The organism is Actinomadura coerulea (assembly GCF_014208105.1).
GTDB classification, from domain to species: Bacteria; Actinomycetota; Actinomycetes; order Streptosporangiales; family Streptosporangiaceae; genus Spirillospora; species Spirillospora coerulea.
Genome location: NZ_JACHMQ010000001.1, coordinates 6,940,886 through 6,960,408 on the forward strand (window position 1 = coordinate 6,940,886; position 19,523 = coordinate 6,960,408).

The 19,523-nt window shown below is 69.1% G+C and carries 16 protein-coding genes and 1 pseudogene; 13 read left to right on the top strand and 4 right to left on the bottom strand.

Annotated elements, in window-relative coordinates; all coding sequences use genetic code 11:
• The first annotated feature begins 265 nt into the window (after positions 1-265).
• On the top strand, positions 266-883 hold the full coding sequence (locus BKA00_RS32220; RefSeq protein ID WP_132199943.1) for a DUF47 domain-containing protein: 618 nt from the start codon (positions 266-268) through the stop codon (positions 881-883).
• Positions 884-1,014: 131 nt separating this feature from the next.
• Positions 1,015-2,040 carry an inorganic phosphate transporter gene (locus BKA00_RS32225; RefSeq protein ID WP_185035084.1) on the top strand — a complete coding sequence of 342 codons (1,026 nt, stop codon included), beginning with the start codon at positions 1,015-1,017 and terminating at the stop codon, positions 2,038-2,040.
• A gap of 112 nt (positions 2,041-2,152) precedes the next feature.
• On the opposite strand, the gene BKA00_RS32230 is transcribed toward BKA00_RS32225, so the two are convergent.
• Positions 2,153-3,775, bottom strand: a complete 1,623-nt coding sequence (locus tag BKA00_RS32230) for a bifunctional metallophosphatase/5'-nucleotidase (RefSeq protein ID WP_230298816.1) — start codon at positions 3,773-3,775, stop codon at positions 2,153-2,155.
• 247 nt (positions 3,776-4,022) lie between these two features.
• Between BKA00_RS32230 and mshD the strand changes: the two genes are divergently transcribed.
• From mshD to BKA00_RS32275, 9 genes and pseudogenes are all read left to right on the top strand, one after another.
• Entirely contained in the window at positions 4,023-4,898 is an 876-nt protein-coding gene (mshD, locus tag BKA00_RS32235) for a mycothiol synthase (RefSeq protein WP_420829702.1), read from the top strand.
• A gap of 412 nt (positions 4,899-5,310) precedes the next feature.
• Positions 5,311-6,414 carry a phosphate ABC transporter substrate-binding protein PstS gene (gene pstS / locus BKA00_RS32240; protein WP_185031455.1) on the top strand — a complete coding sequence of 368 codons (1,104 nt, stop codon included), beginning with the start codon at positions 5,311-5,313 and terminating at the stop codon, positions 6,412-6,414.
• 95 nt (positions 6,415-6,509) lie between these two features.
• A complete protein-coding gene (gene pstC, locus BKA00_RS32245) occupies positions 6,510-7,487 on the top strand; it encodes a phosphate ABC transporter permease subunit PstC (RefSeq protein WP_185031457.1) in 978 nt (325 codons plus the stop codon).
• Positions 7,484-8,389, top strand: coding sequence for a phosphate ABC transporter permease PstA (pstA, locus tag BKA00_RS32250; protein ID WP_185031459.1), 906 nt, complete (start codon positions 7,484-7,486; stop codon positions 8,387-8,389). Before pstC ends, pstA begins: the two co-directional genes overlap by 4 nt.
• Positions 8,390-8,456: 67 nt before the next feature.
• A complete protein-coding gene (pstB, locus tag BKA00_RS32255) occupies positions 8,457-9,233 on the top strand; it encodes a phosphate ABC transporter ATP-binding protein PstB (RefSeq protein ID WP_185031461.1) in 777 nt (258 codons plus the stop codon).
• 586 nt (positions 9,234-9,819) lie between these two features.
• The gene (locus BKA00_RS32260; protein ID WP_185031463.1) at positions 9,820-11,409 is read left to right on the top strand and encodes a phospholipase C; all 1,590 of its coding nucleotides are present in this window, start codon (positions 9,820-9,822) and stop codon (positions 11,407-11,409) included.
• Between the two features lie 548 nt (positions 11,410-11,957).
• Positions 11,958-13,208 carry an HNH endonuclease signature motif containing protein gene (locus tag BKA00_RS32265; RefSeq protein WP_185031465.1) on the top strand — a complete coding sequence of 417 codons (1,251 nt, stop codon included), beginning with the start codon at positions 11,958-11,960 and terminating at the stop codon, positions 13,206-13,208.
• Positions 13,209-14,192: 984 nt separating this feature from the next.
• Positions 14,193-15,287, top strand: coding sequence for an IS630 family transposase (locus BKA00_RS32270; protein ID WP_185031467.1), 1,095 nt, complete (start codon positions 14,193-14,195; stop codon positions 15,285-15,287).
• Between the two features lie 121 nt (positions 15,288-15,408).
• Positions 15,409-16,284 (top strand): annotated as a pseudogene (locus BKA00_RS32275) (IS5 family transposase); the annotation flags it as partial.
• Positions 16,285-16,411: 127 nt separating this feature from the next.
• On the opposite strand, the gene BKA00_RS32280 reads toward BKA00_RS32275, so the two are convergent.
• A complete protein-coding gene (locus tag BKA00_RS32280; protein WP_185031470.1) occupies positions 16,412-16,855 on the bottom strand; it encodes a nitroreductase family deazaflavin-dependent oxidoreductase in 444 nt (147 codons plus the stop codon).
• Positions 16,852-17,301, bottom strand: a complete 450-nt coding sequence (locus tag BKA00_RS32285; protein WP_185031472.1) for a DUF6069 family protein — start codon at positions 17,299-17,301, stop codon at positions 16,852-16,854. The genes BKA00_RS32280 and BKA00_RS32285 overlap by 4 nt, the downstream gene beginning before the upstream one ends.
• A 120-nt stretch (positions 17,302-17,421) precedes the next feature.
• Between BKA00_RS32285 and BKA00_RS32290 the strand changes: the two genes are divergently transcribed.
• Positions 17,422-17,895 carry a MarR family winged helix-turn-helix transcriptional regulator gene (locus BKA00_RS32290; protein WP_185031474.1) on the top strand — a complete coding sequence of 158 codons (474 nt, stop codon included), beginning with the start codon at positions 17,422-17,424 and terminating at the stop codon, positions 17,893-17,895.
• A 132-nt stretch (positions 17,896-18,027) separates the two neighbouring features.
• Here the strand turns inward: BKA00_RS32290 and BKA00_RS32295 are convergent, their stop codons facing one another.
• Positions 18,028-18,513, bottom strand: coding sequence for a MarR family transcriptional regulator (locus BKA00_RS32295; RefSeq protein WP_185031476.1), 486 nt, complete (start codon positions 18,511-18,513; stop codon positions 18,028-18,030).
• A 185-nt stretch (positions 18,514-18,698) separates the two neighbouring features.
• Here BKA00_RS32295 and BKA00_RS32300 point away from each other — a divergent pair, with 185 nt between their 5' ends.
• Entirely contained in the window at positions 18,699-19,508 is an 810-nt protein-coding gene (locus BKA00_RS32300; protein ID WP_185031478.1) for a hypothetical protein, read from the top strand.
• The last annotated feature ends 15 nt before the right edge of the window (positions 19,509-19,523 follow it).

Below are 19,523 nucleotides of genomic sequence, written 5' to 3' on the forward strand. Positions count from 1 at the left end.
CGAAGCTCGCCGCCCAGGTCGCGGCACTGTAACGAATCTCACTCATCGTCACCGCCGTCGGCGCGCTCGGGGCGCCCGCACGGCCCGAACCGGCGAACCTTCCTCCAGATAGGGGCCTTCTCGCGGGGTATGTACCTCCTGATCTAGGGCAATCTTGTAGGTGAGAGGATGGCGGACAGCAGCCGAAGCCGGGGCAAAGGTTCTTTTTACGGCTGGTTGCGCCTACGATCCTCAGCGGACTGTTCCGGCACTTCAGGAGAACGACGTGCGCTTGCGTCTCACGCCGCGTGAGGACAGCTTCTACGACATGTTCGCCGACTCGGCGAACAACCTGGTCACCGGCGCCAGGTTGCTCGTGGAACTCATCAGCGACGGCGCCGACCGGGCGGCGATCGCGGAGAAGATGCGCGCCTGCGAACATGCGGGCGACGAATGCACCCACGCGATCATGCGACGGTTGAACGAAACGTTCATCACGCCCTTCGACCGCGAGGACATCTACCGGCTGGCCTCCACGATCGACGACGTCATGGACGAGATGGAGGAGGCCGCCGACCTCGTCGTGCTCTACAAGATCGACGAGTTCCCGAAGGGCATCGTCCACATGGTCGAGGTCCTGGAGCGCGCAGCCGAGCTGACCGCCGAGGCCATGCCCCGGCTGCGGTCGATGAAGGAGCTCAACGAGTACTGGATCGAGATCAACCGGCTGGAGAACCAGGGCGACCAGGTGTACCGCAAGCTGCTGGCCCAGCTGTTCAGCGGCGAGTACGACACCCTGACCGTGCTGAAGCTCAAGCAGGTCATCGACCGGCTGGAGGACGCCGCCGACGCCTTCGAGCACGTGGCGAACACGGTCGAGACCATAGCGGTCAAGGAATCATGAGCGCTGCCGAGGACCCCGGCGCCACCCTCACCCGAGAGTCCCCGGCCAACGCCGAGACACTGGGCGAGCAGGCGACCCGCCGGGTGACCGGCCGCGCCTGGCTGCTCCTGCTGGCCGGCGTGCTGGTCGTCATGATCGCGGGCGCGCTCGGGCTGCGGTCGGGCGCGCAGACGGCGGTGCTGATCCTCGTCGTCGTGGTGGCCCTGGTGTTCGACTACACCAACGGGTTCCACGACGCGGCCAACGCGATCGCCACGGCGGTCTCGACCCGGGCGCTCACTCCACGGGTGGCGCTCGGCATGGCCGCCGCGATGAACATGATCGGCGCCCTGCTCGGCGTCGGCGTCGCCAAGACGATCAGCGAGGTCATCACGCCGCCGAGCGGTCTGCACGGCCTCACCGTCGTCGCGGCCGGGGTGCTGGGCGCGATCACCTGGAACCTCATCACCTGGTACTTCGGGCTGCCGTCGTCGTCCTCGCACGCGCTGATCGGCGGGGTCGTCGGGGCCGGGCTGGCCTCGCTGTCGGACGTCAACTGGTCGAGCGTGGTCGACAAGGTCGCGGTGCCGATGGTGGTGTCGCCGGTGGTCGGGTTCTGCCTCGCCTACCTGGCGATGGTCGCGATCCTGTGGATCTTCCGCCGGTCGAACCCGAGCCGCGTCGGCCGCCGCTTCCGCATCGCGCAGACCATGTCCGCGGCGTCCCTGGCGCTCGGGCACGGGCTGCAGGACGCCCAGAAGACCATGGGGATCATCGTCCTCGCACTGGTCACGACCGGGCACTCGGACGGCAACTCGGTGCCCTGGTGGGTCATCATCGCGTGCGCGGGGGCGCTGTCGGCCGGGACCTACGCGGGCGGCTGGCGCATCATGCGCACGCTGGGCCGCAAGGTGATCGAGGTCGATCCGCCGAAGGGCTTCGCCGCCGAGGCGACCGCCTCCATCGTCCTGTACGCGACCGCGTTCATCTGGCACGCTCCAATCTCCACCACCCACACGATCACCTCGGCGATCATGGGGTCGGGGGCCACCAAGCGGCTCTCAGCGGTCCGCTGGGGCGTGGCGGGCAACATCCTCGTCGCGTGGGTCCTGACGATGCCCGCCGCCGCGGCGGTCGCGGCCGCCGTCTACTACGTCGTCCACTTCTTCGGCGCCTGATATCAGGGGCCGCCCCTGAGCGGAGCGCCGGCCGGCCTGCGCGTGGCCCGTGCGCCGGACGCCCGAAGGCGTCCCGGCACACGGGCCACGGCTCACCGACCCGGGTTCGCGGTCACTGACCCGAGATGCGGTCGAGGGCGGGCGGGGAGATCGTGCCCTGGGCGCTGAAGTAGGCGACGAACGCGTCCAGGTCGATGGGGCCGAGGACCTGGTCCTTGCCTTCGGTGAAGACGGAGAAGCCGTCACCGCCGCCGAGGAGGAAGTTGTTCGCCGCGACCTTGTAGGGGGCGGCCGGGTCGACCGGGGCCCCGTCGACGGTGATCGCCGAGACGCGGTCGCCGGCGGGCCTGCCGCGGTCGATGGTGAAGCGCAGGTTCGCCGACGGCTGGAGGATCTTCTCACCGGCGGCCGTCCACTGCTGCTCCAGCAGGGCGTCGATCTGCGCGCCCGTCAGCGACGTCACGCCCATCACGTTGCTGAACGGCTGCACGGCGAACGCCTCGCCGTAGGTGACGACCCCGTCGCCCTCCGAGCCGCTCGCCTTGTGGACGAGGTCGGTGCGGACGCCGCCCGGGTTCATCAGCGCGACCTGGGCGCCGAGCTCCTTCGTCCCGGCGAGCTGGCCGTCGGCGATGACGTCGCCGAGCGCGGTCTCGCCTGCGGCGGACGGGGCGCGGGTCAGATCAGCGGTGATCTTGCCGATGGGCCTGTCGGCGATCACGGAGACCCGGTCCTTCCAGGTCCGCACGAAGGCCTGCGTCGCCGGGTCCGGCGGGACGTCCCGCGTCACGACGTGGTTGTCGGCCCTGACCGAGGACCGTACGATGTCGCCGGTCCGCCGGTTCACCCTGAGGTTCACCTCGGTGATGACGCGGCCGAAGGACGAGCCGGAGGAGAACAGCCGCGCGTTGCCCGCCGGGTCCTTGACCGAGCAGAGGTACTGCTGGTGGGTGTGCCCCGACAGCACCATGTCGATCTCGGGATCGGCCTGCTGGGCGATGCGCGTCCCGGCCCCCGGCACGACGCCGCACTCGTCCGGCCGCTCGCCCGCCTTGACCTGGTCGCCCTCGTGGACGAGTACGACCATCGCACGGACGTGCCGGCGCTTCAGCTCGCGCGCGGCCCGGTCGGCGGCGCCCACCTCGTCCTGGAACTTCAGGTCCTTGACGCCCTCGGCCGTGACGATGCTCGGGGTGGTCTTGGTGACGAGGCCGATGAAGCCGATCCGAACGCCGTTGACGCGGCGGATCGTCCACGGCTTGACGGCGGGCCCGTCGTTCTTCTTCAGCAGGACGTTCGCACCCAGGTAGTCGAACTTCGCGCCGCGCCAGGGGCCCGCCGGGGAGCAGCCGTCGACGGGGTGGCAGCCGCCGTTCTGGATGCGCAGCAGCTCCTGGTAGCCCTCGTCGAACTCGTGGTTGCCGACCGCCGACGCCGTGACGCCGGCGTCGCCGAGGAACTGCACGGACGGCTCGTCGTGGTAGGCGGCCGAGATCAGCGGCGAGGCGCCGATCAGGTCGCCCTGGGCGACGGTGAGGGTGTCGCGGTCGCGCAGCCGCTTGAGGTGGGCGGCGACGTAGGCCGCGCCACCGGCGGGGACGGCGTCGCCGTTCTCGTCGATGGCCGTCCCCGAGCTGCCGGACGGGGGTTCGAGGTTGCCGTGGAAGTCGTTCAGCGCGAGAAGCCGCACGGACGCGGTCGGCGCGGGACCCGCGGCGGCGGGTTGCGCGGTCACGCCCACGCCCGTTAACCCCGCTGCGGCGCAGGCCAGGAAGGTGCGTCGTCGAATCATTCTGAGGACGCTAGATTCGCCCGGCATACGGGACCCGGCAGCCTGATGACGTTTCTGTGACGAATCCAACAGGAGCCGTGCCGCCGGCAACTGCGATCCAGGGGCGGGCTGGTCGGGGGGCGGAGGCTGTATGGGTGCGCGGGATCAGGGGCTCGTCTGGCGGGGGTGGCGTCGGCATAGGGTGTGGGGCGTGAGTGAGCTGCGGGCGCGCGGGACGCTGGGGGACGCCGAGGTGGCCGGGGCGCTGGAGTCGGCCAGGGCCGCGACCGACGCCGACGGGGTGGGGCCGCTGTCGGAGCACGCTCTGCTGGCCCTGCGGGGCGGCCGGTCCGGGCTCGCGGTGACCGACGGCGGGACCGTCGTGGCCTACGCCCACTTCGATCCGGCGTCCGGGGAGGAGCCCGCGGCGGGCGAGCTGGTCGTCCATCCGGAGCACCGGCGCCGGGGGTACGGGCGGGCGCTGCTGCGCGCCCTGCGGGACGAGGCCGGCGGGCCGCTGCGCGTGTGGGCGCACGGTGATCTTCCGGCCGCCGCCGCCCTCGCGTCCGCCGAGGGGATGAGGCGGGCCCGCGCCCTGTTCCAGATGCGGCGCCCGGCGGCCGATCCGCTGCCCGAGGCGCGCGTCGCCGAGGGCGTGACGATCCGCGCCTTCGAGCCGGGACGGGACGAGGGCGCCTGGCTCGAGGTGAACGCCCGCGCGTTCGCCGACCACCCGGAGCAGGGCGCCTGGACGATGGACGACGTCCGCGAGCGCGAGGCCGAGGACTGGTTCGACCCGGGCGGCTTCTTCCTCGCCGAGCGGGACGGCCGGCTCGCCGGCTTCCACTGGACGAAGGTGCACCCGGGCGGCGTCGGCGAGGTCTACGTCGTGGGCGTCGACCCTTCCGCGCAGGGCCTCGGGCTCGGCCGCACGCTCACCCTGCGGGGCCTGTACCACCTGCGCGACATCGGCATGGACCAGATCATGCTGTACGTGGACGAGTCGAACGTGGCGGCCGTCCGCCTCTACGAGTCATTGGGCTTCACCCGCCACGCCGTAGACGTCATGTACGCCACCACCGCGTAGCGCGTCCCACCGCGTAGCCGGCCTCACCGCGTAGCGCGTCTCACCGCGCTCGCTCTCGGGGTCGGGTGAGCGCTTGGCGCAGGGGGCTGGCGCGGGGTGCTCCGGCCGCCGTGTGGACGTCCGTCACCTCGGAAGACCCGTGGTTACCCGGATACCGGTCAGCCAACCCTGCTCGGGGTTGTCTCGACCGGGATTTTGGGCTGGTGAGCTGCGATGTTAACCCGGCGGCCACGGCAAATCGGGGCATTCTTCGCAACTGTGCTCGTCTGCGTTCATTTGCCGTTCACCTGGATCGGGGCGGCTGGTCACCTCGCCTGCCTAGCGTCGCATTCGACGGCGAACCCGTCGTCCGGTCGACATGGGCCGCGGCGGCTCGGGGGACCCGCCCGACGAAACTCAAGGAGACCCTCCGGTGAAGAACGGTTCCCGACTCGCTGCCCTGGGCGGTGTGGTCGTAGCGGGGGCGCTGGCCCTCTCCGCCTGCGGGAGCGACAACAACACGACGGCGAGCTCGAGCGCTGCGCCGTCCGGCGACATCGACTGCGCGAAGGCCAGCGTCAACGCTGCCGGGTCGAGCGCCCAGAAGAACGCGATGGAGGAGTGGACGAAGCTCTACTCGTCCAAGTGCGCGGGCGCCAACCTGAACTACAACCCGAGCGGCTCGGGGGCGGGCATCCAGGCGTTCACGAGCGGGCAGGTGGCGTTCGCCGGCTCCGACTCGTCCCTCAAGCCCGAAGAGGCCGCCGCGGCGCAGAAGCGCTGCCAGGGGAGCAACGCGCTGAACCTGCCGATGGTCGTCGGCCCGATCGCGGTCGTGTACAACGTGCAGGGCGTGGACGGCCTCAAGGTCTCGCCCGAGACGCTCGCCAGCATCTTCTCCGGCAAGATCAAGACCTGGAACGATCCGGCGATCGCCAAGGAGAACGACGGCGCCAAGCTGCCGTCCCAGCCGATCAAGCCGATCTACCGGTCGGACGAGTCGGGCACCACCGAGAACTTCACGAACTACCTGCACACCACCGCGCCGAAGACCTGGACGTGGGAGAAGGCCAAGAAGTGGCCGAACGCCACCGGCCAGGGCGCGCCGAAGTCCGACGGCGTCACCAGCCAGGTGAAGAGCACCGCGGGCGCGATCTCCTACGTGGAGCTGTCGTACGCGGAGAACAACAAGCTGCAGACCGCGCACGTCAAGAACGGCGCGGGCGAGTTCGCCGAGCTGTCGCCCGACAGCGCGTCCAAGGCCGTCGCCGGCGCGCAGGTCACCGGCACCGGCAACGACGTCGCCCTGAAGATCGACTACGCGACCAAGGAGCCGGGCGCCTACCCGATCGTCCTGGTCACCTACGAGATCGCGTGCGAGAAGGGGCTGCCCTCCGAGCAGGGCAAGTTCGTCAAGTCCTTCCTCACCTACACCTCCAGCGCGGACGGCCAGAAGATCCTGACCGACAAGGGCTACGCGCCGCTCCCGCAGGGCGTGCTGACCAAGGTCCAGGCGTCCGTCAAGGCCCTGTCCTGACAGCAGAAGACGGGAACCGCAGCCCCGCCGCCGAGCACTTCGGCGGCGGGGCCGACGCGGGTTCCGGCGACATGATCGAAGGAGGACGTCCCGTGATGAGCGAGACCGGCGTCGGCGCGGCCGCCGGCGTCGACCGCCGTGCCGCCGCGAGGCGGATGAGCACCGGACGGGCCGGAGACAAGATCTTCGTCTCGGCGGCCCGCGGCTCCGGCATCATCGTGCTGCTGATCATGGCCGCGATCGCGGTCTTCCTCGTGTGGAAGGCCGTCCCGGCGCTGCAGGACAACAAGGCCAACTTCCTGACCGCCGAGGAGTGGAACCCGAACGCGGCGCCGCCGCGGTTCGGCATCGCGCAGCTCGCGTTCGGGACGGTCGTGTCGTCGCTGCTGGCGATGCTCATCGCGACGCCGGTCGCGGTCGGCATCGCGCTGTTCATCTCCTTCTACTCGCCGCGGCGGCTCGCCTCCGGGCTCGGGTACGTCGTGGACCTGCTCGCGGCGGTGCCGAGCATCGTCTACGGGCTCTGGGGTCTGGCCTTCCTGTCCCAGCACATGGAGGGGATCAGCAAGTTCCTGAACTCGGTCCTCGGCTGGATCCCGCTGTTCGGGGGCGACTCGCCCGGCAAGAGCTCGATCTTCACCGCCTCCGTGGTGCTCGCGATCATGATCCTGCCGATCATCTCGTCGATCTCGCGCGAGGTGTTCCTGCAGGTGCCGCGGGCCAACGTGGAGGCCGCGCTCGCCCTCGGCGCCACCCGCTGGGAGACGATCCGGCTGGCGGTGCTGCCCTACGGCCGCTCCGGCATGATCGGCGGCGCCATGCTCGGGCTCGGCCGCGCCATGGGCGAGACGATCGCGGTCGCGATGGTCCTCACCTTCGTGCCCGGGATCAACATCCACCTGCTGGAGAACGGCGGCGCCACGTTCGCCTCCAACATCGCCAACAGCTTCGCCGAGGCGTCCACCACCGGCCGCGGCGCCCTCATCGCCTCCGGCCTGGTGCTGTTCGTGATCACCCTGCTCGTGAACATGGCCGCCCGCGCGGTCGTCGCGCGCCGGAAGGAGTTCGTGTGACCGCCGTCTCCACCCGCAAGCCCGCCCCCGGTGCCCGGCTGGCGCCGGTGTCGGCCGGGCGCAAGATCAAGGACCGGGTCGTCCAGGGCCTGGTCTACCTCGCGTTCGCGCTGGCGCTCATCCCGCTGGTGTCGGTGCTGTGGACCGTCATCGTGAACGGCGCCGAGCGCCTCGACCCGACGTTCTTCCAGTTCTCGATGAACGCCGTCAGCGGCAGCGACGCCGGCGGCGGCGCCTACCACGCGATCATCGGCACGCTGGAGCAGGTGCTGATCACCAGCCTGATCGCCGTGCCGATCGCCGTGCTCACCGCCGTCTACCTGGTCGAGTACGCCGGGAACGGCCGCCTTGGCAAGGTGATCAGCTTCACCGTGGACGTGATGACCGGCATCCCGTCCATCGTCGCCGGGCTGTTCGTGCTGGCGCTGTGGCTGCTGACCTTCGGGTTCGACTTCTCCGGGCTCGCCGGATCCCTCGCCCTGACGATCCTCATGATCCCGACGGTGGTGCGGGCGACCGAGGAGATGCTCAAGCTCGTCCCGAACGATCTGCGCGAGGCGTCCTACGCGCTCGGGGTGCCGCGCTGGCGGACGGTCTGCTTCGTCGTCCTCCCGACCGCGATGACCGGCATCGTCACCGGCGTGATGCTCGCCGTCGCCCGCGTGATGGGCGAGACGGCGCCGCTGCTGCTCACGATCTTCTTCACCAAGGCGATCAACAACGACCCGTTCAACGGCGCGCAGGCCTCGCTGCCCACCTTCATCTGGGAGCAGGCCGCCGACCCCAGCCAGAACTCGATCGACCGGGCCTGGACGGGGGCGCTCGTGCTGATCGGGATCATCATGGTGCTCAACCTGGTCGCCCGGCTCGTCGCGCGGCGCAAGGCGCCCGCGGGGCGCTGACCCCCTCCTGACCCGGCAGCCGCGCATTCGCGGAGCCCGCTGATCCAGAGAAAGGAACCCTGACCCCATGGCCAAGCGGATCGAGGTATCCGGGCTGCACGCCTACTATGGCGGCGTCCACGCCATCGAGGACATCTCGATGACGATCGAGCCGCGCTCGGTGACGGCGTTCATCGGGCCGTCGGGCTGCGGCAAGTCCACGTTCCTGCGCACCCTCAACCGGATGCACGAGGTCATCCCCGGCGCGCGCGTCGAGGGCAAGGTCATGCTGGACGAGGAGGACCTGTACGACTCGGCCGTCGACCCGGTCGCCGTGCGGCGCGTCGTCGGGATGGTGTTCCAGCGGCCCAACCCGTTCCCCACCATGTCGATCTACGACAACGTGGCCGCCGGGCTGAAGCTGAACGGTGTCCGCCGCAAGGGCCGGCTGGACGAGGTCGTCGAGGAGTCGCTGCGCGGGGCCAACCTGTGGAACGAGGTCAAGGACCGGCTCGCCAAGCCCGGCGCCGGCCTGTCGGGCGGGCAGCAGCAGCGGCTGTGCATCGCCCGCGCGATCGCCGTCCAGCCGCAGGTGCTGCTGATGGACGAGCCGTGCTCGGCGCTCGACCCGATCTCCACCCTCGCGATCGAGGACCTGATCGAGAAGCTGAAGACGCAGTACACGATCGTGATCGTCACGCACAACATGCAGCAGGCCGCCCGGGTCAGCGACCGCACCGCCTTCTTCAACATCGCGGGGACCGGCAAGCCCGGCAAGCTCATCGAGATCGATGACACCAGCAAGATCTTCGCAAACCCCGAACAGAAGGCCACCGAGGACTACATCACCGGCCGCTTCGGCTAACCCCGCTTCGATCGACCCCAACCACGATCCGGGCCCCGTCCCCGACCCCGCCCCCGGCAACCGCCACGGGCCGGGCCACGGCATCGGTCCCGATCGAGTCACGGCCTGGGTTCCGATCACCGCCACGGTTCCGGTAACAGTCCCAGGCTCGGCCTCGGTCTGGGCCCGGCCTCTTTCACGGTCCCGGCCACCGTCCCTGCCACAGCCACGGTTCCGGCCACGGTTCTGGAGCTCAGTCCCAGCCGTGGCCCGGTCCCGCTCACAAGCCGGGTCATGGCCACAGCCACGGTGACAGAGTCGCTCTGCGGGCTCGGGCTGTTCGATCACCTCAGGGCCCTTCCCAGGCTTCGTTGATCATGATTCTGCCGCGCGGACTTCTTCGGCAGGGCATCGCTCATATAGATCGATTGCCGCCTCGTCCAGTCGGTGGGTTCGTACGGAGACCGTGCGGCTTCGTACAGGGTGGGCCCGTGCGGACCGGGTTGGTTCGGGACAGGGTTGGTTCGATGCGGGGTTCGTTCGATGCGGGGTTCGTTCGGGGATGGGTTCGTTCGTAGGTCGTCTAGGTCCTTGGGGTGGTGGAGAGATGTGCAAGCCCCCGGTGCTGGCCGCGTCCATGGTCGTGGTCGGCGCGGTCGTGGCTCTGAGTGCCGGCTGCGGGGGCGGCGAGGAAACCGCTCCTTCCATGCGCACTACGGCAGAGGCGCGTAGCCCGATCGAGCACGTCGTCGTGATCTACGGAGAGAACGTCTCCTTCGACCACTACTTCGGGACGTACCCGAAGGCCGCCGACACCGACGGCACTCCGTTCCATGCTGCGGAGAGGACACCGAAGGTCAACGGACTGAGCGGCGAGCTCCTGAAGAGGAACCCCAACCGGTACAACCCAAAGCGGCTTGGTCCTTCCCAGGCCCTCACATGTGACCAGGACCACGGCTATGCCGCCGAGCAGAAGGCGGTCAACGGCGGCCGCATGGACAAGTTCGTCGAGTTCACCGAGCGCGGTGAGTGCAGTGGCAGGCCCCTCTTCGGGAGTCCCGGCCTCGTCATGGACTACTTCGACGGCAACACCGTCACCGCCATGTGGAACTACGCGCAGAACTATGCGATGAGCGACGACTCCTGGGATTCAGTGTTCGGGCCGTCCACCCCGGGCGCCCTCAATCTCGTCTCAGGGCAGACGCACGGCGGCTACGCGGTCGATCCGAAGACGCACCAGAGAGTTTCGGATCCGTCCGTGGTCTCGTCTCCGGACGGGGATGGCGTGGGCACGGTCATCAGCGACCCTGATCCGGCCTTCGACGACTGCTCCGGCAACAGCCATGCGTCCGGCAACAACCTCACCGTCATGACCGGTCGCAACATCGGCGACCTGCTGAACGCGAAGCACGTGACGTGGGGGTGGTTCCAGGGCGGGTTCCGTCCGACCGGCATAAGGGACGGCTACAAGGTCTGCGGTGCCGCGCATGCCAACATCGGCAAGAACCGGGTCATCGACTACAGCCCGCACCACGAGCCGTTCCAGTACTACAAGTCGACGGCGAACGAGAAGCATCTGCCTCCGTCAGACGTGGCTGCGATCGGCCACACCGACCAGGCCAACCACCAGTACGACCTGGCCGACTTCCATGCCGCCCTCGCCGCCCACCACATGCCGGCGGTCTCCTTCCTCAAGGCTCCCGCCTACCAGGACGGTCACGCCGGCTACTCGGACCCTTTGGACGAGCAGAGGTTCGTCGCGTCCACCGTCAACGCGATCCAGAAGTCACCTGAATGGGCTTCCACGGCGGTGATCCTCGCCTACGACGACTCCGACGGCTGGTACGACCACGCCCCGCCGCACATCACGAACGGTTCGAACGACCCCGCGCAGGACGCGCCGGCTTGCCGAAAGGTCGGGGCGGTCGGGGGCTACCAGGACCGATGCGGGCCCAGCCAGCGCCTACCCCTGATCTTGATCTCGCCGTACGCCAAGGTGAACTACGTGGACCATCGTCCTGTGGAGCAGGCATCGATCCTGCGCCTCATTGAGGACAATTGGGGTGTTGGCCGCATCGGAGACGCCTCCTTCGACACCCGTGCCAATACTCTGAACTCGATGTTCGACTTCTCCGGTGGAAGGGCGCGCCGCGTTCTCATCGACCCGAGCACGGGAGTGGTTTCGGCGAGGTCTTGAGCGTCCTATAAGTCAGTTCTTCTGTGGTGTCGGGTTATCCGTGCCGAGTTCCTTGTCCGCGTTGGTTCGTCATTCGTGCCGAGTTCGTCGTTCGTGCCGAGTTCGTCGTTCGTGCCGAGTCGTCATTCGTGCCGGGCTCCCTCGTTCGTGCTGAGTTGTTCGGACGTGGTGGGGGCGGCGCTGCGTACGGGGCCGCCCCTCCGAAGTCAAGGGCGCCTTCGGCGTCGCTTCGCGATGGGACTTCGTCCCACCCTTGACTTCGGAGCCTCTGCGGCCCCTGGTGCAGCTTTCGTCGGGCAGGCTCCGCCTGCCCCCGCCCGACGCGCCGCCCCCACCCCGGCCAAGAGCGCGGTAGCGGGAGTCGGAGCGCCGGAGACGGAGCCACGGAGTGGGGGCGTGGGGTTGGTGTGCTGCCCCAAAAATGATGCTTGGGCTCAATGTCTTGTATGGGAGAGGTGGGGGTCATTTGCCTAATAGGTTCGATAATTCGTTCGAATCTACTGTGCGTTGGAAGGTTAAAGAGGCGGTCAAGGAGGTACCATTGAGGTATGGAGTTGGCTGCGATTGATCTGGACGAGACGTCCACCATGGAATTGGTGAACGCCGCGTCTGTGATCGCGGCCGAACTCGCTCGACGCACGCCGCCCGAATCGGCGGCGGCGTGTATGCAGCTCGCCGAAACCCTCGCCCGCGCCGGCGACATGAACGAAGCGGCACTCGCCGGGCTCGTCGGCGTGGTCGATTCCGGCCGAGAAGTGCAGAAGTGGGGGTTCCCCTCCACTCAGGCGTGGCTGCGCAACCGGCTCGGCATGCGCGACGCCCGCGCCAGGGAACGCCTCGCCCTGGCTCGCCAGCGCCCCCGTCTCACCCAACTCGCCGCTCGATGGGCAGCCGGTGACCTGCCCACCGGCCACGCCGCCACCATCGCCACGGCGGTCAACCGGCTGCACGACACCGACTGCGCCGCCGCCGAAGAGGTCCTGTTGGGCATGGTCGACCAGGGCTTCTGCGCCGGGAAGGTCGCCGCCTTCGGCAAACGGATCCGCGAGGTCATCACCGAACGCGACGACAGCGACCCCGAGCCCGCCGAGGCCAAACGCGGCTACGAGCGTTCCTGGATCCAGGCGACCCGCTCCCTGGACGGCGGCCGCTACATCAAAGGCTGGCTCAACGCCGAAGACGCCGCCATCTGGGACGGCACCCTCGGCCCCCTGGCCAGACCCGCCGGACCCGACGACAACCGCGACCTCCCCGAACGCACCGCCGCCGCACTCGCATCCGTTCTGTCCGGCGGCCACAAAGCCACAAAGGTCACCCTCATCTGTGACCTGGACACCCTTACTGGCGGCACCACCCCGGCCCGCCTGCCCGATGGCACCACGATCCCCGCCGCTCAAGCCCGCCGCATCGCCTTCAACGCGGGCATTTCACCCCTCCTGCTCGGCGTCGGCGGCCACCCCCTCTACCTCGGCCGCACCCAACGCTTCGCCACTCCCGCCCAACGTCGCGTACTGGAAGCCCTCAACCCGACCTGCGCCGTCCAAGGCTGCCAAGTCCCCGGCACCCTCTGCGAGATCGACCACGTTTACGGCTGGGCCCTCGGCGCACCCACCGACATCGACCAACTCACGCTCTGCTGCGGCTGGCACAACCGCTACAAACACACCCACCCCCACCGCATCCACATCACTCGCAATCAAGACGGTCGCTACCTCTACCGTCTTCACCCACCCGACACAGCGGCAGTTCACACGATCAACGTGTCCGGACGACCCCCACCCTGGGCTCAAGCCGCGTGAGACCCCGCGCCCATGCACCGGAGCGAACTCCGGTCACCCGCCTGCCCGTACTCAGCCTCAACTGTCGGAGGCGGCCCCCGGGGGACTGCCCGGGCACCCGATGATCGTCTAGAGGGCCGGGCCGTGCTCCTGGACGCGGGCGGCCATGAGGTGGTCGCCGCTGCCGACAGCTGCCCCGATGTGCTGCCCGCTCTGGCGGTGACGCGCCGAGCTGGCGGTGGAGTAAAGCGAAGACCTCCGGGTGGAGGTGGGAGAGCTGTGCCTATCTGGTTTGGAGGTCTTCCTGGACTATGCCGATTCGCGCGACATCGTCCGCCGCGTGCCCGTCGTCGAGCGCCTGGGCAGCCGTGAGTTGCAGGTCGATGACAGGTCGAGCAGCCCGTAGAGCAGTCTCGCGGCAGTGCGCGCATCGCTGGGTGCGTTGCGCCGCGTACTGGACCAGCGAACGTGCTCCGCCGAGGCCTGGGCGCCTGGCCGTCATGACCAGCCGCCGCACCACACTGTGCGACGCGGTGGTCAGCGTGGCTCGCGGGCTCGGAATCCTGCTTGGCCGCCACAGGCACGCCCGTTGGCTACGACTACCCTCACGCCGCCCTCGGTGATCGCGCTCGCCGAACCTTGCCGAGGTCTGACCTGACGAAAAGCCTGGCCGCGGCTGGTTCTCGCGGTGGCTCGGATCTCCCGAATCGTGCTCGCTGGCAAGTCGCACGCCGCAGTGTTGGGACGCCTGGTAGGCATCCTGGCCGCTTAGGTTGGCCGGTCAGCCGTGGTCAGTGCGGTGGCCGCCGCTCGTTGGGCAATACCGCCCTGGTGGTGATTGCGGTGGGAGGGCATTGCTTTCCTCGTCCTCCGCTCGTGCTCCGTGGGACGGGCTTCTGCCTGCGTCCTGACGAACCACTGGTCGTCGCTTCCTTGGTCGCTCCCCTCGGCTTCTGAGCTAGTATTCTGCGCCTGAAATCTGTTGTGTAAATCTATGCTGGGCCGATGGCGAGGACGGGGCGGCCGAAGCAGCCGTTTTCAGTGACCGCGGCCGAGCGGGCGGAGTTGGAGCGCGGGGCCCGGGCGGCGACCTCGACGCAGGCGTATGCGTTGCGGTGCCGGATCGTGCTGGCCTGCGCACAGCCGGGGGCCTTCCATACGCATGTGGCCGCTGAGCTGGGCGTCTCGCCGCCGACGGTGGCCAAGTGGCGCCACCGGTTCATCGAGCACGGCCTGGCCGGGCTGGCCGATGAGCCCCGCCCCGGCCGTCCGCCCTCGATCCTGCTGGACAAGGTGCAGGAGGTGGTCACGCTGACGTTGGAGCAGACCCCGCCGAACTCCACGCACTGGTCCAGGGCCTCAATGGCCGAGCGCACCGGGCTGAGCAAGTCCACCATCGGGCGGATCTGGCGCCGGTTCGACCTCAAACCGCACCGGGCCGACACCTTCAAGATCTCCACCGACCCGCTGTTCGTGGAGAAGGTCGTGGACGTGGTCGGGCTCTACCACCACCCGCCCGAGCGGGCCGTGGTGCTGTGCGTGGACGAAAAGTCGCAGATGCAGGCCCTGGACCGGTCACAGCCGGTGCTGCCGATGATGCCGGGCATGCCCGAGCGGCGCACCCACGACTACGCCCGGCACGGGACCACCAGCCTGTTCGCCGCCTTCAACATCGCTGACGGGACCGTCATCACCGAACTGCACCGCCGGCACCGCGCGACTGAGTTCAAAAAGTTCCTGGTCGCGATCGACAAGGCCGTGCCAGCCGAGTTGGAGGTGCACCTTGTCTGCGACAACCTGGCCACCCACAAGACACCGCTCGTGCACGACTGGCTGGCCCGCCACCCCCGCTTCCACCTGCACTTCACACCGACCGGGTCGTCCTGGCTCAACCAGGTCGAACGCTGGTTCGCCTACCTCACCACCCAACTCACCCAACGCGGCGTCCACAAAAGCGTCCAAGCCCTCGAAGCCGACGTACGCGCCTGGGTCCAGCAATGGAACACCAACCCCAAACCGTTCGTATGGACCAAGACCGCCGAAGAGATCCTCGACTCCCTCGCCCGATATCTGCAACGGATTTCAGGCGCAGAACACTAGGGCGTGTTTCGAAGTGGGGTGAGTGTCGGCGTGTTGTGAGCCGGACGCAGTGAGGTCTCCGGTAGATGGTTTCATCGACCAAGAAGAACCCATAACCGGAGACCTCGTGGCCACCCTAGCGGTGACGAGGCGGTTCGACCTGACCGACGCGCAATGGGCGATCCTGGGGCCGCTGCTGCCCGTTCCCAGGCGATCGGGTCGACCGTCGAGATGGACCAAGCGGCAGCTCATCGACGGGATCCGTTGGCGGGTACGGACCGGTGCACCCTGGCGGGACGTGCCCGAATGCTACGGCTCCTGGCAGGCGGTCTACGGGTTGTTCCGCCGCTGGCAGCGTGAAGGCACCTGGGCGCGCATCCTGGCCGGGCTGCAGACGCGGGCGGACGCGGCCGGGTTGATCACCTGGGAGGTGAACGTCGACTCCACGATCATGCGGGCCCATCAGCACGCCGCCGGTGCCCGGCGACGGGGCGATCTGCAGCGCGAGCCGCCAGGCGGCACAGCCACCGAGCCGGACGATCACGCACTGGGCCGTTCCCGCGGCGGGCTGTCGACCAAGGTGCATCTGGCCTGTGAGCAGGGCCAGAAACCGTTGTCGCTGGTGGTGACGGCCGGGCAGCGGGGCGACGCCCCGCAGTTCGAGGCGGTGATGGCCGGGATCAGGGTCGCCCGGCCTGGTCGGGGTCGTCCCCGGACCCGGCCACTCCGGGTCTGGGCCGATAAGGCCTACTCCTCCCGGGCGATCCGTGCTCACCTGCGCCGCCGCGGTATCGCGGGCACGATCCCGGTGCCGGCCGACCAGGCGGGCCACCGGCAGCGGCGAGGCCGCCGCGGCGGCCGCCCACCCGCCTTCGACCCGGTCGATTACCGTGGCCGCCACGCCGTCGAGTGCGGCATCAACCGCCTCAAGCGCCACCGGGCCGTGGCCACCCGATACGACAAGCTCTCCGTCCGCTACCAGGCCACCCTGGAGATCACCGCCATCAACGAATGGCTCCACCTACTTCGAAACACGGCCCAGGCGTGCCAGGTCTTCGGATTCCTCCTCAGGTGGCACCGGGCGTCCTCATCGTGAGCTGGAAACCGCCGTCGTCGCGCGGCGGGGCCGCCGCTCCCGGAGCGAGTCAGGGGGTGGTTTGGTCCAGGATCACCACTGGGATGTCTCGTTTGGAGGTGGCCTGGTAGCTGTCGTAGAGGGGAAAGATCGAGCTCATCTGGGCCCAGAGCGGTGGTTTCTCCTGCGGGGTGGCGGTGCGGGCCCGTGCGGTGAAGGTGTCGGCTCCGAGCTGCACGGTCACGTGCGGGTGTGCGGTGAGGTTGAGGTACCAGGCGGGGGGCTGGACGGCGCCGGCGTTGGAGGCCACCAGCAGGTACCGGTCCTGGTCCCGGCCGTAGATCAGCGCGGTGCGGCGCAGTTTGCCGGATCGGCGGCCTCGTGTTGTGAGCAGCAGCGTCGGCCAGCCCTGGTAGAGGTGGCCTTGGGCGCCGTCGGTCTCGAGGTAGGCGCGGATGTGGTCGGCGACCCAGGGGGTGGGGCTGTCGAAGACCTCGTCCTCGGGGGCTGTCATCGCTTGCTCCCCGGGTCGGCGCTGCGAGATGTGGCCGTCCGCCAGAAGACGGGGATGAGGACGGCTCCGACGGCCAGGTGGGTGAGGGCGAGCACCGTTTTGGTCCCGCCGGAGGCCTGCACGCCGATGACGGGCAGGAACGACGCCGCTAGCAGGGTGAGGGCGATGGCCGTCCAGATCCGGGCCGCCAGCGGCGTCACCCGCTCCAGCGCGGCCAGCAGTGCCCAGCCGAGCAGCGACGGGGCCAGCGCGAAGACGCCGATGGCGGCCGCTCCGAGGTCTCGGGGCTCCTGGCCCTTCTGCTGGACGGCCAGGTCGTGGCCCAGCAGTGGTTCTCCGACCGCCCAGACCGCCAGCGCGGCCGCGACCGCGCCCGCCACGGCGAGTGCCCGTGCGCGTCGTGGACTTCTGAGGCCGGCGTGTCCGCGCGTGCTGACTTGCGCCATCGCGACGTCTCCTTCAGCTGCTCGATAGTTGAGGAACTTAACTTTCTCGTGTGGCGGATCGTAGCAGGTGTTTCAGGAGCTGAACAGTTAGGTTGCTTAATGGCTGGCTATGCTGGCGGCATGAGCCCCAACGCCGACGCTGATGCCGGTACCGAAGCGGATGCGGTCGTGGCTGACCTGAGCGGCCTGGTCTTCGAGGTCACGGGGCGGCTGCGCGCCCAGTTCAACGCCGCCGCGGCGGAACTCGGGCTTCCTCCGGCCCAGGCGCTCGTCCTGACCAACCTGGCCGGGCCCGCCCCGATGCGTGAGCTGGCCGACTGGCTCTCATGCGAACCGTCGAACGTCACCGGCATCGTGGACGGCCTGGAACGCCGCGGCCTGGTCACCCGCCAGCCCGCCCCGGGCGACCGCCGCGTCAAGCATGTGGTGCTGACCGAGGCCGGAGAGCACAAGCGCCGGGAGTTGCGCTCCAGGTCCCACGCGCTGGCCCGGACCTTCTTCGAGCTCCCTGGCCCCGACCAGAAGCACCTTCGTGACCTGCTGACCCGCGTTTTGACCGGTCCGTCGGCTGGCGGGGACTCGGAATCCGGCTGAGACGTCACTTTCCGACTCACGCCCTGGAAGCCGATGGCTTGGTGTCGGGCGGATCCCTTGGAGGAGTGGGTCCCTTTTTTGGCTGGAGCCACTCCTCAGGCGCGTGATTCGCGCGGGTTTGGCCGCCGGTCTCTACTCATCAACTTGTGTGGTCTGCCTCGGGGTGTCGGTGTTGCGGATCATCTGCTGGAGCACCTTCAGGGCGGTGACGTAGTCGGCGTCGTCTATGCCCTGGTGGATGCGGGCGCGGATCTCGGGGGCGTGGCGCTTCACTTCTGTTCGGGCCTTCTCTCCCTCTTCGGTGATCCACAGGCGTCCTTCGCCGTCGCGGGTCAGCCTGCCGTGCTCCAGGAGGACCTCGGCCTCGGCCTCCAGGTCGTCCTCCGGCCTCAGGTAGGACTTCATCGCCTCCCGGAGTTCGGGGATGGTCATGCCACGGCCGTCGGGGGAGAGGTCGTTCTCCGACAGGTTGCGGAGCAGCCAGAACTGGGGCTGGGTGAAGCCCAGTTCGGCCTGCCGGGCTCTGGTGAACGCGATGAGGGCCTCGTAGGCCAGTCCGGTCCAGTAGGCGGCCGGCTGGGCGGCCAGTTCGGCGTCGGAAGCTCGTTCTGTCGTCATGCGCGGTGCCCCTTGTCGGACGATCATTGGTACGGGCACCGTAGGACCTGAAGTTATGTTGAGGTCAATGCGCCGCAGGCGGTGACGTCGGCGAGAACGGCGGCGATCGCGGCGGGCGCGTCCGGGAACCAGTCCGGTTCCCCAAGCGTCGGACGGCCGGTAAAGGTCCGACGAGAAGGAGTGCCGTGTTCGACCAAGTCTCCACCGACGTGCCGCCGCCCGCCGAGCTCTGGGCCCAGGGCGTGGTCAAGGCCATGATGATCCCCTACCTCGACGACTCTTCCGGCCGGGTCCACATTGACGGCGGCACCCTGCGCACCGAGGACATCGGGAACGGCTTCTGGGCCCTGCGCTGGGTGGAGGGCGGCCGGGCGCTGCTGTACGGCTACGACAACGAGGCCTCCGACACGCACATCCAGGACCTGCCCGTCGACCTGCTCGCCGGAGGCCCGTCGTGGCTTCCCTGGGAGTGGCTCCAGGACCTCCTGGTCAACGAGGACTACTCCGTGGCCTTCCTGCGCTGGTGGGACGGCTCCTGGGAGGGGCCTCCGCTCCCCGAGCACGTGGAGGACGGTCTGTCCATCATCCTGGCCGACGGAGCCGAGCGCATGGACGAGTTCATCGGCGAGGCCGGCTCCGCGTCGGCGCTGGCCTACCAGGATCTGATGCGCGCGGTGACCGCCGGGAACGTCGAGCGTCCCGCCGTCGAGGCGCTGCTCGCGGCGCTGGACGTGGGGGAGGCCGACCCGCGGGAGGCGCTCGAGGTGGCCGCCCGGGCGGGCGTCACTCGGGAGGAGGGGCTGGTGGAGCTGCCCGCCGGCCACGGCGAGCCGTCCGACCGCTGGGTTCCGGTCTTCTACCACGACCACCTGCCCACGGTGACGGCCATGGCGAAGCGCGAGGGCATCGAGATCGCCGAGCTTCCCGGCTCCGAGCCGCCCATCCTGAAGGCGCCGCCGCGGTTCTGCTTCAACGGCGCTCCCGAGCCCTCCTGATCCTGGTCGTCCGGC